The sequence below is a fragment of the Natronospira elongata genome, assembly GCF_034931365.1.
In the GTDB taxonomy this organism is placed as follows: domain Bacteria; phylum Pseudomonadota; class Gammaproteobacteria; order Natronospirales; family Natronospiraceae; genus Natronospira; species Natronospira elongata.
Window position 1 is genome coordinate 1 of record NZ_JAYGII010000028.1, and the last position, 14417, is coordinate 14417.

The 14417-nt window shown below is 60.8% G+C and carries 11 protein-coding genes; 2 read left to right on the top strand and 9 right to left on the bottom strand.

Features of this window, described 5'->3' with window-relative positions:
• Positions 1-233: 233 nt before the first annotated feature.
• From VCB98_RS10880 to fabB, 6 genes are all read right to left on the bottom strand, one after another.
• Complete coding sequence (locus tag VCB98_RS10880; RefSeq protein ID WP_346052477.1) at positions 234-3347, bottom strand: efflux RND transporter permease subunit; 3114 nt, start codon at positions 3345-3347, stop codon at positions 234-236.
• 41 nt (positions 3348-3388) lie between these two features.
• Positions 3389-4585: an efflux RND transporter periplasmic adaptor subunit gene (locus tag VCB98_RS10885; RefSeq protein WP_346052479.1), complete on the bottom strand. Its 1197-nt coding sequence runs from the start codon at positions 4583-4585 to the stop codon at positions 3389-3391.
• 108 nt (positions 4586-4693) lie between these two features.
• Positions 4694-5218 carry a phosphatase domain-containing putative toxin gene (locus tag VCB98_RS10890; protein ID WP_346052481.1) on the bottom strand — a complete coding sequence of 175 codons (525 nt, stop codon included), beginning with the start codon at positions 5216-5218 and terminating at the stop codon, positions 4694-4696.
• A gap of 48 nt (positions 5219-5266) precedes the next feature.
• On the bottom strand, positions 5267-6712 hold the full coding sequence (locus VCB98_RS10895; RefSeq protein ID WP_346052483.1) for a phospholipase D-like domain-containing protein: 1446 nt from the start codon (positions 6710-6712) through the stop codon (positions 5267-5269).
• A gap of 31 nt (positions 6713-6743) precedes the next feature.
• Complete coding sequence (locus VCB98_RS10900) at positions 6744-7274, bottom strand: macro domain-containing protein (RefSeq protein ID WP_346052485.1); 531 nt, start codon at positions 7272-7274, stop codon at positions 6744-6746.
• A gap of 43 nt (positions 7275-7317) precedes the next feature.
• Positions 7318-8538 carry a beta-ketoacyl-ACP synthase I gene (gene fabB / locus VCB98_RS10905; protein ID WP_346052487.1) on the bottom strand — a complete coding sequence of 407 codons (1221 nt, stop codon included), beginning with the start codon at positions 8536-8538 and terminating at the stop codon, positions 7318-7320.
• A 142-nt stretch (positions 8539-8680) separates the two neighbouring features.
• Here fabB and VCB98_RS10910 point away from each other — a divergent pair, with 142 nt between their 5' ends.
• Together VCB98_RS10910 and VCB98_RS10915 are read left to right on the top strand one after the other, a co-directional pair.
• Positions 8681-10105: an aldehyde dehydrogenase family protein gene (locus VCB98_RS10910; protein WP_346052489.1), complete on the top strand. Its 1425-nt coding sequence runs from the start codon at positions 8681-8683 to the stop codon at positions 10103-10105.
• Positions 10106-10118: 13 nt separating this feature from the next.
• The gene (locus tag VCB98_RS10915; protein ID WP_346052491.1) at positions 10119-11321 is read left to right on the top strand and encodes a pyridoxal phosphate-dependent aminotransferase; all 1203 of its coding nucleotides are present in this window, start codon (positions 10119-10121) and stop codon (positions 11319-11321) included.
• Between the two features lie 98 nt (positions 11322-11419).
• Here VCB98_RS10915 and VCB98_RS10920 read toward each other — a convergent pair whose 3' ends face one another.
• Genes VCB98_RS10920 through VCB98_RS10930 form a run of 3 tightly spaced genes read right to left on the bottom strand, consistent with a single transcriptional unit; the run spans position 11420 to position 14246 of the window.
• Complete coding sequence (locus VCB98_RS10920; protein ID WP_346052493.1) at positions 11420-12316, bottom strand: EamA family transporter; 897 nt, start codon at positions 12314-12316, stop codon at positions 11420-11422.
• A gap of 6 nt (positions 12317-12322) precedes the next feature.
• Positions 12323-13018 carry a phosphate signaling complex PhoU family protein gene (locus VCB98_RS10925; RefSeq protein ID WP_346052494.1) on the bottom strand — a complete coding sequence of 232 codons (696 nt, stop codon included), beginning with the start codon at positions 13016-13018 and terminating at the stop codon, positions 12323-12325.
• A 40-nt stretch (positions 13019-13058) separates the two neighbouring features.
• Positions 13059-14246 (bottom strand): Na/Pi symporter, encoded by a 1188-nt coding sequence (locus tag VCB98_RS10930; RefSeq protein ID WP_346052496.1) that lies wholly within the window; start codon positions 14244-14246, stop codon positions 13059-13061.
• Positions 14247-14417 lie beyond the last annotated feature (171 nt).

Below are 14417 nucleotides of genomic sequence, written 5' to 3' on the forward strand. Positions count from 1 at the left end.
TTCATTATTGCTTGCTCCCAGTGGCGGGCTGGTCTCTGTCGTGACTTTGTCAAAATTAAGAAGCAAGCAATGTGCCAGAATCGTAACCCTATGAAATAAAGGTCTTTTGACGATTTCTCTTGGCGCGAACGGCAAGCCCTTGCCAGGCGACGGAAAACCGTCACCGGCATAAAAAAGCCGCTCGCCCCGGAAGCGGGGGAGCGGCCACCGAGATCCGGGCATGGATCTCAGAATCAGGAGGGCGCGATGGCCTCGTTGCTCAGGCGCTCATCATCCTTGCGATGGAAAAGGCTGTAGATGACCGGAATCACCAACAAGGTCACAAAGCTGGCTGATAGCAGACCACCGATGACCGCCCTTGCCATGGGAGCCTGCTGCTCGGCACCCTCACCAATTCCCAGCGCCAGCGGCAGCATGGCAAAGGTAGTGGTCAGCGTGGTCATGAGTACAGGCCGCAGACGCCGTCGGCCCGCTTCCACGATGGCCGGGTTCAGGCGCATCCCATCACCCCGTTGCAGACGTGCGGTCTGATCCACAATCAGAATGGAATTATTGACCACAATACCCACCAGCATGATCATCCCGATAAGGGATTGGAGATTGAAGGTCGTCCCGGTGAGGTAAAGCATGACACTGACCCCGATAATTGACAGGGGCACGGTAAACATCACGATAAAGGGATCCCTCAGGGATTCATACAGCGAGGCCAGCACCATGTAGACCAGAATGATCGCCATGATCATTGCCAGTCCCAGTTCAGAAAACGCCTCCTGCTGTTCCTCGAATTCACCGGAGACCATGGCCTCATAGCCCTCCGGCATGGGGATATCGCGAAGGGCCTCCTGCACGTCACTGGCGACCGAACCCAGATCCCGACCACTGATGTTGGCGTAGATCACGTTCAGCCGTTGCTGGTTCTTGCGGTCAATCTGCTGCGGGCCAATACCATCGGTGATATCCACCAGATTGCGCATGGCAATCTGTTCACCGGCCTCGTTGGGCACCGTCAGATTCAGAATCTGGGCCTGGGTCAACCTTTCGGAGTCTCGCAGCCGCAAGAGCATGTCGTATTCACGCCCTTGATCCGTAAACTGCCCGGCACGTACACCGCCAATGGCCGCTTCGAGCGTCCTGGCCGCCTGCTGCATGGAGACGCCAAGGTCCGCAGCCCGAGATCGGTTTACCCGGATCAGCTCCTGCGGTATACCCTCTTCCCGGCTGCGGCGGGTATCGGTAATGCCTTCGATATTTGAAATGCGCTCATCGACATCTTCAGCCAGTGCCTCCAGGCGGTCCAGTTCGAAGCCGCGGATCTCGATTTCCAGGGGCTCACCGGTACCACCACCCGTCCCCATGCGCAGCAGGAAAAGGCCCTGGCCGGCACGGGTGCGGATTACGGTTCCGGGAATGTCCTGGAGCAATGGGCGCAGGTCGGCAGCAATCTGCGCGCTACTCCGATCCCGCTCACGGACACCCACAAGGCTAAGACGCAGCTCCCCGGTGTGGCCCCTGCCACGCCAGCCTCCCGCACCCAGACGGGTATAACTGGACTCGATCTCGGGCACCTCGGGAACGACAATCTCTTCCACCTTGCGCATGACTTCATCCAGCAGTTCCAGGCGGGTGCCGGGCTCCATTTCCACATTGATACGAACTTCACTTTCATCCGCCTCAGGCATGAATTCGGCCCCGATCCGGGGCAGCAGCATCAGGGACAGAAAGAAGATCAACGCGGTGACGCTCAAGGCCATGGGGCGATGGCGCAGGATCAGTCGCAACAATGACTGGTAGGCGTTCTCCAGCCCCTCCAGCCCCCTGCCAAGCGCATCGGCCGTACGGCGCAACGGGTGACCCTTGGTGTTCGCGACAGTCGTCTCATCCTTCAGGATTCTGGACGCCATCATGGGCACCAGGGTCAATGCCACCAGCAGAGAGCAGATCAAGGCAAAACTGACCGTATAGGCCAACTGACTGAACATCTCACCGCTGATCCCCTGGGCGAAGACCAGGGGTGCGAATATCACCAGGGTTGTCAGCGTACTGGCTATGATTGCCGGGCCTACCTGGGAGGTCCCCTGAATGGCGGCACTGGTGCGGTCATCGGCCTCCTCCTTGCGGACACGGGAGATGTTCTCCAGGACCACAATGGCGTTATCCACCATCAGGCCAACGCCCAGGGCAAGGCCGCCCAGGGTCATCAGGTTCAGTGTGAAGCCACCGAAGAAGACCAGGGAGAACGTGGCAATCAGGGAAGTAGGGATGGCGATCGCCACCACCAGGGTACCCCGGATATTTCGCAGAAAGCCCAACAGGACGAGAATCGCCAGGGCACCACCATACAGAATGGTAGTGGTGAGATTGTCGATGGAGTTCTGAATGTACTCGGATTGATCAATGACTGGGACAATTTCCAGCTGAGGATAGTCCCGGGCGATCCGACGCATCTCCGCGTTGGCCCGCTCTGCCACATCGACGGTGTTGCTTCCGGCCTGTTTGCGTATCGCAACCCGGACCCCAGGCTCTTCATTGATGCGGATGATCCGGGTGATCCGCTCATGAGAGTCCTCTACATCGGCAATCTGGCGAAGCCTGACCTGCCCCCCATCCCGTCGGGCCACCACCAGATCCTCGATTTCCTCCAGGGAATCAAACTTGCCGGGCGTGCGCACCGCCACGTCCAGGCGGCCCCGCTCCACCTCCCCTGCCGGGACGGTGATATTCGCTTCCTGGAGGCGGCTGCGAACTTCGCTTAGGGGCAAGTCCAGTGCCTGCAAGCGATCCGGATCAACCCGAATCTGGATCTGCCTTTCCAGTCCGCCCCAGACATCCAGTGCGGCAACACCGGGGATCCGTTCAATCCGGTAGCTGATCTCCTCGTCAATCAGGCTTCGCAGGGCAATGGGATCAAGATCACTGGCCAGGCCATAGATCAGAATGGGGAAACTCGCCGGATCAAACTTTCTGAGCTGGGGTCGATTGGCTTCATCCGGCAAGGCATTGCCAATACGATCGAGCCGGTCACGGATATCGTTGGCCGCCACGTCCAGGTCCGTGCCCCACTCAAAGGTGATACGCACATTGCTGCTGCCTTCCTGGGAAGTGGACGTCAGCTCTTCAATACCGGCCACGGTGGCGACCGCCTCTTCCACCCGGCGCGTAATGGTCTCCTCGACCTCTTCCGGAGCGGCGTTCTCGTAAGTAGTCACTACCGTCAATGTCGGGAAGGTGACATCCGGCATCAGGTCGATGGGCAATCGGCTCAAGGAGAACAGACCGATCAGGACCGCGATAAGCACGGCCATGGTGGTCAGTACCGGGCGCCGGACGGTGAAATTGGCAATCTTCATGGCTTGTCGTTTATCCCTGTGTCGAGTTGCCGGAAGGCTGTTTATTCACCGTTGGTGAGGCGGAGGGGTGTCCCGTCTCCGAGACGATGCTGACCAAGGGTAACCACCCTGCCTTCGATTTCCGGAGACAGAATCTGGGCATAGTCATCGGTCCTGACGCCCACGCTTACGGGCACAAACCGGGCCCGCGGCCGTGAGTCCTCTTCTGCGTCCTCGGGCGACTCGACCAGGAACACACCCCGCTCTCCCGAATGTCGGGTCAGCGCATCGCGAGGCACGACACGGGCGTCACTGATTTCTTCAACGTTAATGCTGAGATTGACAAAGAACCCAGGGCTGAGGCGTCCGTCCTCGTTGGGCACTTCAATTTCCACGCGCGCCTGCCGGGTGTCCTCTCTCAACTGGGGCGCTATCCGCGATACCTGGCCCTCGAAAATCTCGCCAGGCCAGGCGTCACTACGGATTTCCACCTGTTGCCCGGTGCGCAGGCGGGCAAAATCCCGGTCGACGATGGACGTGACGGCCCGCAGGGAGCTGATGTCCAGCACGGAGATGATGGCCTCGTTGGCGGCAATATTGGACCCTTCGTCCACAAAGCGTTCCCCGACCACCCGGGTGCCATCAGCGCCGCCATTCCACTCCGCCCGTACGGTGGCATAGGACTGACGCAGCTCGGCCCGACGCAGGGCGGCTTCACGCTGAGCCAACTGGGCATGACTGACGGTGACATTGGCCGTGGCCGCCTCAAATTCCGACTGGGCCAGGTCATACTCGGATTCGGAAGCCAGACCCTGCTCACGCAGGTCGGCAAGACGCTGGTATTCGCGCTCCTGCACGGTTCGCCGGGCGCGGGCATCTTCCAACTGGGCACGGGCCACTTCCATGGCGGCCCGGGCTTCCGCCGCTTCCTGACCGAACTCTTCATCATCAAGCCGGGCAATGACCTGCCCTTGCTCTACTTCATCGCCAATATCGACCGCCAGCTCACGGAGGCGCCCACCCACTTTGGGTGCGAGCTGAAAGCGGTGCCGCGCCTGCAGGGTCCCGGTGTACTGGGCAATATCCCGAATATCCCGAAAAGCCACCTCAGCGACCTCCACCGCAACTGCCTGCTCACCGGAATCCCGCCCCCAACCGCCAGGGCCGCCCGGTCCGGCATCGTCACCGCGGCCCAGCCACCAGACGGCCAGAGCCACCAGAAGAATCACGCCGATAATCGAAATTTTCTTTTTATTCATTACCTTGGAGCTTCCTGTTTGATCCTGGCCGGGAGACGGTTCGAAATCGAACCAAATCTGCAAATCTTGCCTTGTGACTGCCCCGGGGGCGGGACAGTTCCAGTCAATTCACCTCCAGACCCGATTCCGGATGTACTCAAGCTGTTCGGGGCTCTGAATGGCGCCGGGCCGCGCCTGGCGCACGCGTGCAATGGCATTGTCGGGTTCCATGCCCTGCTCAATCAGAAGCCTGGCTGCAATTGTGCCGGTGCGGCCCAGCCCTGCCAGACAATGAATCACAATCCTGTCGCCGCCCATCAAGCGCTTGACCACCGCAGGCCCCACCGTCTCCCAGGCGTCCTCGAAGGCTCGTCCAGGGGCACAAAAATCGGGAATCGGCGCATGCCACCAGTCCAGACCCGCGACATGCGTGCGCTCGCGCAGCGTATCAAGGCCAAGCCAGCGCAACTCCGCGCTCTCATTCAGAGTGAGGATACCCTGCCCTCCCCAATTGACGATGGCGGCCAGATCCTGGGCCAGGCCCTGCCCCTTGTCCAGTCCGATTGCAGGGCCCAGACCGGCGCCCGGACAACGACAAAGCCCAAGCAGGCCGGCTGTGCCCGGGATCGGCAAGGCATCGATATTCAAGCTCATGGCCGTCAGCCCCGTAAATTGGCGACACTGTAAGTCCAGGCACCACGCCTACATATAAGGTGTCAGCAAGCGAGCAAGGCCGTTACGCAATCGTTTAAGCCAGGGCAAGGTCTGCAGCGCCTGTGCCTCAATCGACCGCGCCGTCCACAGTCGGTGATCGAAAAACCGTTCCAGCTCGCTGGTTGTCCAGGCGTCATAGCACTCAAGATTGCACTCAAAGTTGAGTGACAAGCTGCGCGGGTCCCAGTTCGCGGATCCCACGAAGGCCCATTGTCCATCCACAGTCATCAATTTGGAATGATCGAACACGCCCGGTGCCCGGGAGATACGCACCCCCCGTCGGAGCAAGGGAGCAATCTGGGCCTGCATCGCCCAGTCAACAAAAGGCAGGTTGTTCTGCTCCGGCACGATGACATCAACAATGACGCCACGCAGAGCGGCCGTAATCAGACTGTCGGCCAGGCTTTTGTCCGGTAGAAAGTACGGCGTCTTAATGCGAATATGGAAGCGGGCGAGAGAGACAGCGCCGAGCATGACCTGACGAATCGTGTCATAACGCTCATCCGGACCATCCGCAATGACCCGTCCAAGGACGGCTCCCGGTGTTTCCGGCGCCGGGAACCAGTCAGGGCCAGAGAGGGATTCGCCACTGGAAAACTGCCAGTCCTCTACGAATACAGCCTGAAGCTCGCTGACCAGTGGGCCTTCTACGCGAAAATGAAGATCCCTGACCGGATGAGCGGGATTCTCGGCGACGCAGTTGCCCTCGGCGATATTCATGCCACCGACAAAGCCCTTGGTGCCATCTACCACCAACAACTTGCGGTGATTGCGCAAATTGACGAAGGGAAGGGTCCAGGGCCAGCGCGGCGGCATGAATCGGGCAAAGGGGATTCTCTCCCGGCGCAGCAAGCCCTCAATGGTGGGCAAGGAGTACCGTAGCCCCACCGCATCAACCAGTACCCGAACCTCCACGCCCCGATTCACGGCGCGTGCCAGCGCATCAACGAAACGCCGCCCAACCCGATCCCGGTTGAAGATATAGGTACTCAAGCCGATGCTGTGTTGAGCCCCTTCGATCGCCGCCAGCATGGCCGGATAGGCTTTATCACCATCCACCAAAGCTGAAACGGCGTTGCCGCCCAACAGTGGTTGCAGGGCCACCTGACTGGAAAGCCGTGACAGGGATTGCAAAGCTTCGGGAACAAAGGACTCCAGGGCCTCTGGGCTATAGGCCCCGAGATCGGATTCCCCCTGAACGCGGTTGAGTGGCTCACGCAGGCTGCTGGCGCGGCGACGAATCCGGTTGATCCCAAACAGCAGGTAAAGCAGCGACCCCAACACCGGTGCCAGCCAGATCACGCCCACCCAGCCTACCGTCGCCCGATGGTCGCTCTTGTTCAGAATCGCGTGCCCGGAGGCGACCAAGGCCAAGGCCACGGAGAGCAGGCCCGCGATCACGGGCCAGCCGGGCAGCAGATCCTGGAACGACACAGCGCCTCCCTTGCTTCAGGCCCTCATGGAATCAGGCCATCCTGACCAGTATTTCCTCGTGAACCGCCAGATCCTCATTGGAAAACAGGACAAACCGGATCAGGGTGAGCCCCTCGATCACCGAGCCTTCGGAAACTACCGTTTGCAAGGCGATCCCGGCTGCCTCGCGGACAGGATAGCCGAAGGCACCCGTGGAAATAGCCGGGAAGCCCACACTGCCTAACTGGTGCTGACCCGCCTCTTTCAAGGCATTGCGGTAACAGGCCGCAAGCAGTTGATCCGAGGGTTCGTCCACACCGTAAACAGGCCCCAGACAGTGGATAAGCCGCTGATTGGGTAAGCCGAAGGCATCCGTGCTCACCGCCTGGCCCGGTTCGATCGGCGCCAGGGGTCGGCAAGCCTGGTCCAGTTCGGGCCCGGCGGCACGGTGGATGGCACCCGCTACCCCGCCCCCGGTTGTGAGCTGGGCATTGGCGGCATTCACCACCGCATCCAGATCCGACTGTCGAGTGATGTCACCCTGCATCAACTCCAGTCGCAGTTTGCCGAATTGCCGTTCCATATTGGCCTCCTTCCCGGCGGTCCCGGCGCCGGTCTTGTCGCTGTCACCCCGTATAGCGCTGGAACACCAGGGTGGCGTTGGTGCCGCCGAACCCGAAACTGTTGGACATCACCCGATCCAGGCGCTGATTGTCCATGCGTTTGGTCACCACCGGACGGCCATCGGCCTCCGGGTCCAGGTTCTCGATATTGGCGCTGGCGGCAATGAAATCGTTCTGCATCATGAGCAACGAGAAAATGGCCTCATGGGCCCCGGCCGCCCCCAGGGAATGCCCGGTCAGGGACTTGGTTGAGGCCACTGGCGGCATGTCGTCGCCGAAGACCTCGGCCATTGCCTCCAGCTCGGTGATATCCCCCCGCGGCGTGCTGGTGCCGTGGGCGTTGACGTAGTCGATCCCGCCATCCACGGTGGCCAAAGCCTGACGCATGCAGCGAACCGCGCCCTCGCCGCTGGGCGCCACCATGTCGGCCCCGTCGGAGGTCGCCCCGTAGCCGACCAGCTCCGCCAGAATGGGCGCATTCCGCGCCAGCGCATGTTCCAGTTCCTCCAGAACCAGGATTCCGCCACCACCGGCAATCACGAAGCCGTCACGGTCCCGGTCATAAGGCCGCGAGGCCTTCTCCGGGGTGTCATTGTATTTGGAGGACAGCGCACCCATGCCGTCGAACATCATGCTCATGCTCCAGTGCTCATCCTCGCCGCCGCCGGCAAACACCACATCCTGCTTGCCCAACTGAATTTGCTCCATGGCATTGCCAATGCAGTGGGCACTGGTGGCGCAGGCGGAGGAAATGGAGTAATTGATGCCCTTTATGCCGAAAGCGGTTGCCAGGCAGGCCGAGGTGGTACTGCTCATTGCCTTGGGCACGGTAAAACTGCCCACCTTGCGAATACCCCGCTCCCGCAGATTATCCGCCGCCTTGACCAGATGACCCACGGAACCACCGCCTGAGCCAGTAATCAGGCCAATGCGCTCATCGGACAGATTCTCCGGGTCCAGGCCCGCAGCCCGTGCCGCATCTTCCATGGCGACGTAGGAATAGGCAGCCGCATCACCCATGAAGCGCATGGGTTTGCGCGGCACCCTTTCAGCGAGCTCAATCTCGGGGCGCGCGGATACCCGACTGCGCAGTCCCAGCCGCTCATATTCCTCGTTATACCGGATTCCGGAGCGACCAGTCCGCAATGAATCAGTCACCGTCTCCGGGTCATTGCCCAGGCAGGACACGACGCCCATGCCGGTCACGACCACCCGCCTCTGCATCAGCTCTCTCCCGTGATTGTTATGTAAATGAGCCATGATAACGCTGAATACCCCCTTCTGTGCACTCCTGTCCGACGGATTGACGCCGATGGGCTCCATGGTCCACTTTGAACACAGAAGCGACACGGCGAGGAGAGACGGCATGAGCGCAAGCCCCATACCCACCAGCAGCGGTCAGATGGATGTACTTGATCCCCAGGACGGCAGTCTGGTCGAGCGCATCGAGCGCTATGACGCCCGCGGCATGCAGCAGGCCATCGACAGGGCCGATGCCGCCCTCTCCAGGGCCCGCCGGATGCCCGTCCATGAACGCATGCGGGTGCTCTACGATGCCTCCGACTATGTGGACCGCCACCGCCAGGCCTTTGCCGACATCCTTGCCCGGGAAGGGGTCAAGACCATCAATGAAGCCCGGGCCGAGGTGGCGCGGGCAGTGATGACCCTGCGTCTGTCGGCCGAGGAGACCCGACGGATCGTCGGCAACACCATCGCCTTCGACCAGCGCCCGGGCAGTGAAAACCGCTTCGGTTACTCCCGGCGCATCCCGGTGGGCCTGATTGGGGCCATCACCCCTTTCAATGACCCGCTGAATCTGGTGGCTCACAAGGTGGGCCCGGCGATTGCCGGTGGCAATGCGGTGATCGTCAAACCCCATGAGGCTACGCCGCTCTCGGCCATCAAGCTGCTGGAAGCTTTCCATGAGGCGGGTATCGAGGAAGGTATCCTGCAGGTGATTCCCGGTTACGGGCGCGATGCCGGCGACGCCCTGGTCACCGACGACCGGGTGCGCATGATCTCCTTCACCGGCGGCCGGGAGACCGGGGAACGCATCATGCAGCGGGCCGGATTGAAGAAATTCGGCATGGAGCTGGGCAGCAACTCCCCCACCCTCATCATGGACGATGCCGATCTGGAACAGGCCATACCGGCAGTGGTCGGCGGGGCCATTGCCGCCGCCGGTCAGAATTGCCTTCATGTCCAGCGCCTGCTCCTCCATGAAAGGATCTACGACGAAGCTCGGGATCGCTTTATCGCAGGCATGAAGGGCATCCGCTACGGCGACAAATACTCCGAGGATATGGACATGGGCCCCCTCATCGATGAAGCCGCCGCCGACAGGGTCGAAGCTGCCGTCGAGCAAGCGATCGCCGATGGTGCTCGCTGCCTGGTCGGCAATGAGCGCGATGGCAACTTTTTCGCCCCCACCGTCCTCGAGCAGGTGCCGGACAACCACCCCATGGTCAAAGACGAGATTTTCGGGCCCGTGACTTCCCTGCACCGTTTCAGCGACGAGGACGAGGCCATCGAGATCGCAAACAATGTGGATTACGGATTGCATGCCGGTGTGTTTACACGTGACGTGGATGCCGCCTTCCGTATCGCTGACGCCCTGGAGTGCGGCGGTGTGATGATCAACGACAGCAGCGACTACCGACTGGATGCGGCGCCCTTCGGCGGGGTCAAGGGTTCCGGCATCGGCCGCGAGGGTGTTGGCTATGTTCTCAATGAAATGACCGAGCCCAAGGTCTACTGCTTCAATATCCGTTTCCCCCACGGCTGGACCTGAGGAGAAAGACGGCATGGCGATCAAGGCAGAACGGACAGACCGAACCGGCCTGGAACGTGTGCGTAGCGACCGGGTGGCCAGCCTGGTGCAATCCGATATTCGAGCCATGACCCAGCGCTGCCTTGAGCTCGACGGCGTCAATCTGGGCCAGGGGATCTGCGACACCCCGCCCCCGGAACTGCTGGCCGGGGCAGTGGCACCGGCCATTGAGCGCGGGGACAATCGCTACACTCGCTATGACGGCATCGGACGGCTACGTCATGCCCTCGCCGATCGTCTGCAACGCCACAATGGCCTCGATGTGGACCCGGACGGTGAGATTGTGGTGACCATCGGCAGCACCGGTGCCTTCGCAACCACCGTGATGGCCCTGTGCAACCCGGGTGACGCCATCATTCTGATTGAGCCCTATTACGGCTACCATCTCAATACCGCCCGCGTGGCCGGTCTGGAAACTCGCCTGGTGGGTTTGCGGCCGGATGATTTCTCTTTGGACATGGCTGCCCTGGAAGAAGCGGCAAAGGGTGCCCGCGCACTGGTTCTCAATACCCCGGGCAACCCTTCTGGCCGGGTATTCAACCGTCGGGAACTGGAGCAGCTCGGCGAGCTCTGCCAGCGCCACGATCTGCTCTGCATCACGGATGAGATCTACGAGTATTTCCTATTTGACGGCCACCGGCATATCAGCCCGGCCACCCTGCCCTCGCTTCGGGACCGAACGGTAACCATCTCCGGCTATTCCAAGACCTACAGCATCACGGGCTGGCGAATCGGCTTTCTCACCGCGCCCCGGGACATGGCTCAGGCCATCGGTCTGGTCAATGACCTTTTCTATGTCTGCGCACCGTCTCCGCTGCAGGCGGCGGTGGCCGAGACTATCAAGGCTCTGGGTGATGACTACTATCAGGGCCTGGCCCATGGCTTTCAGCTCAAGCGGGATGATTTCTGCGGGGTCCTCAATGACATCGGACTCACCCCAAGAATCCCGGAGGGTGCCTACTATGTCCTGGCAGATGTCACGCCACTGGGCAAGTCGAGCAGTCAGGCCGCGGCCATGGAGATCCTGGAACAGGCAGGTGTGGCAAGCGTACCCGGCAGCGCCTTCTTCTCCGGTGACGAGGGCGAGTCGGTGGTCCGCTTCTGCTTCGGGAAATCCGACCAGACCCTCCATGCCGCCCAGGAACGGCTTCTGCGTTGGGGGCGGGCCGGGGCCTGAGCCGCATTCGCAGCCCGAATCGCGAATGAATTCGCTCCTACCGTCGCTTCGTCTGCCGTAGGAGCGAATTCATTCGCGATTCAACCGTCGGCGCGGCCTCAGCCTCCGCCTGAACCCACCTCCCGCCCCCGCCAACGAACAACGGCATAACGGGAGTAGCGGGCATTCACCCACAGGCCAAGCAAGATCACGGCACTGCCCAGTGCCAGGCGCAGCAGGTCCGCATCACGATTCCAGATAAGGATATTGACCAGCAGACCGGCGGGAATCAGGACATTGTTCATGACCGCCAGGGTGCCCCCATCCACCAGACAAGCGCCCCGATTCCAGAGAAACAGTCCCAGGCCCGAGGCCGCCATGCCCAACCAGGCAATAACCCCCCACTGCAGGCCCGTCTCCGGCAACTGACTGGCGTCACCGAAAATCAGGAAGGCCGGAGCCGAGACCAGGGTGCCGCCGAGAAAGAAAAGGCCAAAGAATCGCCAACTGGGCAGACTGGGGTGATAGTGGCCAAGCAGATGCTTGTAACCCACCTGCCCCAGGGCAAAGGCAAGATTCGCGGTCTGAATGAGCACAAAGCCGAGAAGATAATCGCTACTGATGCCATCGAAACGGATCAGTACTGCCCCGCCGACCGCCAATAGTGCTGCCGCCAGGCCTATCGGCGCGAACCGCCGATGCAGGGCATCATCGGCCAGTGCCACATAGAGCGGCGTGGTCACCGTGAAGAGAAGAATCTCCGGAACGGTGAGATAGGCAAACGAACGGTAGAGGCACAGGTAGGTCAGACCGAACTGCATCATGCCCACCGCGACAACCCCCATCAGCAGGCCAGCGGGCAGACCGCGCAGACGAGTCAGGGGCAGGAACAGCAGGAGGGCAAGGCCCACCCGGCTGAGCACGGCAAAATCACTGTCCACCTGCCCGGCCAGATAGACATCGATCAGACTGAAGGAAAAGGCCCAGAGAACCGTGACGAAGGCCAGATAGGCCATATTCGATCAACTCGCCTTGGGCTTACCGGCAATGTCGTTGTCGTTGTAGAAATCCAGGTCCTCGAACTGACCCAGCAAGGCGGTACTGATATTGGCCAAATGGGCCACGACTCGTTTGTAATGACGGGCCAGCAGGGAATAGGCCACCGCCTCATGGACCTGAATCTGCTCTTCATCCCGGAACAGACCCATGATGATCTCATCGCAACGCCCACGGATACTCTTGGCTTTCTCTATGGCCTCCGAGGCCGGACCTTCATCCGAGTCCCGACAGGCGGCCGAAACCAGCTTGAAGATCACCACCGTCTCCTCGGCAATCTGATCAAGCGCCTGGCGATAACGTGCTTCGGTAAAGTCTTCGTTATAGAACTGGCCAACTTCAAATACGTTCTTGCAATAATCGCCAATGCGTTCAGCATCCTTGGCCACACTCATCAGGGCCAGGCAAACCGGCACGTCGTAACCCGGATTGACCGTCAGATACCGCAATACCTTGCGGCGGATGGAGCGCTCCAATTCATTGATGGCCCGGTCACGCTCGTAGATGCTCTCGCTCACTGCCTGGGCCGGAACCTTGCTATGCAGCACCTCATTGGCACGCTCAAACATCCAGACACCATGCTCCAGCATCTCCCCCAGTTCGGAGAAGGCGTTGTCGATGGTGGATCCGTGAGCCAGGGCGTTCAGAATTTCACGAAACATGGAGCTCTCCACTCAGATGCCAGACTAGCCGTTGCCACGGCTAGTGGATGACCAGCAATTCCGTCAGTGCAATACCGGCAATAGGTATTGCCAAGAATATCAGGAACAGGAAGAAAAACGCATATCTGGGCGACTTTCCGGCAATCCGCCCATACCAGTTGGCAATACGCATGGGCACGATCCGCAGGGGATACCAGATAGCGGTGCCGATCAGATTGAACAGTACGTGGACCAGGGCCACCGTCACCGCCGCGGAGACCGGGTTGGCGGTCGCGGCGAGCACACTGGTGACGGTGGTCCCGAGATTGGAGCCCATCATGAAGGGCAGCAGGCGTTTCATGGGCACCACCCCGGCACCGGCCAGGGGCACCATCAGGCTCGTGGTAATGGTGCTGGACTGAACCATGACCGTGGATACCGCGCCGATGCCGTAGCTGCGAAGGTCATTACGGAAGAAATAGGTCCGGAACAGGCCATCCATATGGCGTAGCAAGGCGCCGCGCAGGTTCTTGACCATGAAAACCAGGCCAATGAACATCAAAAGCAAGCCGAGACCGGCCACGAACAGGCCCTGGGCCATCTCATTGGGCATCAGGGTCGCGCCCAGCCAATTGCTCCCATCCACCAGGGGCCGGGTAATCACCCGAACCGGACTGTTCGGATTGGCGACAGGCTCCATGCCGATCAGATCCGCCAGACTGGCCGCGGCACGGGTAATGAAACCCCGCCCGCTTTCGTGAAACAGCCCCGTGATCCATTCCAGAGGGAACAGCACTGCCACGGTGAGCAGATTGAAGAGATCATGAATCAGGGCGGCGGTAAATGATCGCCGGAAGGTGCTGCGAATGCGCAGATTGGCCAGGGCCACGATTACCGCGGTCACCGAGGTGCCGATATTCGCGCCCATGATGGCGAAAACCGCCGTGCCCAGGGTCATCTCCCCTGTCGCTACCAATGTCACGATCAAGGCGGTGGTAAAGGAAGAGCTCTGGACGATGGCGGTGACGATCACCGCTCCCATCAGGGCAATGAAGGGATTCTGCCCGTAGGCAAAGGCCCGGGTCAGCCAATCACTCTCCTGGCCAAAGGTCCCGAGGCCGGAACCCATGATATTGAGCGCGGAGAGAAAGAGGTACAGACAAAGGCCGGCGTAGATGCCACGCAGCCAGGCTGGAACCTCCGGCGGATGCCCACGGCGACGCAGGGCGGGGTTATGGGTTTGGACCATAAATCAACACCAGAATGGCACGAGGCCAGGTTGTTCTTTCGGGAACAGACTGGATATCGATTCGGCCCGACCCCCGCCGCCCTGTGAGCGCCGACCGCAACCGATTTCGGGGTGAACCGTACCCAAGGCCGTCACATTTCGCAAGGATTATTTCAGCCCTGTAAACCAAGC

What these genes read in the sequence shown, in the direction of transcription:
- VCB98_RS10890 (WP_346052481.1), bottom strand. Translation starts at nt 5,218, where the DNA reads ATGAGCTTGAATATCGATGCCTTGCCGATCCCGGGCACAGCCGGCCTG.
- VCB98_RS10930 (WP_346052496.1), bottom strand. Translation starts at nt 14,246, where the DNA reads ATGGTCCAAACCCATAACCCCGCCCTGCGTCGCCGTGGGCATCCGCCG.
- VCB98_RS10910 (WP_346052489.1), top strand. Translation starts at nt 8,681, where the DNA reads ATGAGCGCAAGCCCCATACCCACCAGCAGCGGTCAGATGGATGTACTT.
- VCB98_RS10885 (WP_346052479.1), bottom strand. Translation starts at nt 4,585, where the DNA reads ATGAATAAAAAGAAAATTTCGATTATCGGCGTGATTCTTCTGGTGGCT.
- fabB (WP_346052487.1), bottom strand. Translation starts at nt 8,538, where the DNA reads ATGCAGAGGCGGGTGGTCGTGACCGGCATGGGCGTCGTGTCCTGCCTG.
- VCB98_RS10925 (WP_346052494.1), bottom strand. Translation starts at nt 13,018, where the DNA reads ATGTTTCGTGAAATTCTGAACGCCCTGGCTCACGGATCCACCATCGAC.
- VCB98_RS10880 (WP_346052477.1), bottom strand. Translation starts at nt 3,347, where the DNA reads ATGAAGATTGCCAATTTCACCGTCCGGCGCCCGGTACTGACCACCATG.
- VCB98_RS10920 (WP_346052493.1), bottom strand. Translation starts at nt 12,316, where the DNA reads ATGGCCTATCTGGCCTTCGTCACGGTTCTCTGGGCCTTTTCCTTCAGT.
- VCB98_RS10915 (WP_346052491.1), top strand. Translation starts at nt 10,119, where the DNA reads ATGGCGATCAAGGCAGAACGGACAGACCGAACCGGCCTGGAACGTGTG.
- VCB98_RS10900 (WP_346052485.1), bottom strand. Translation starts at nt 7,274, where the DNA reads ATGGAACGGCAATTCGGCAAACTGCGACTGGAGTTGATGCAGGGTGAC.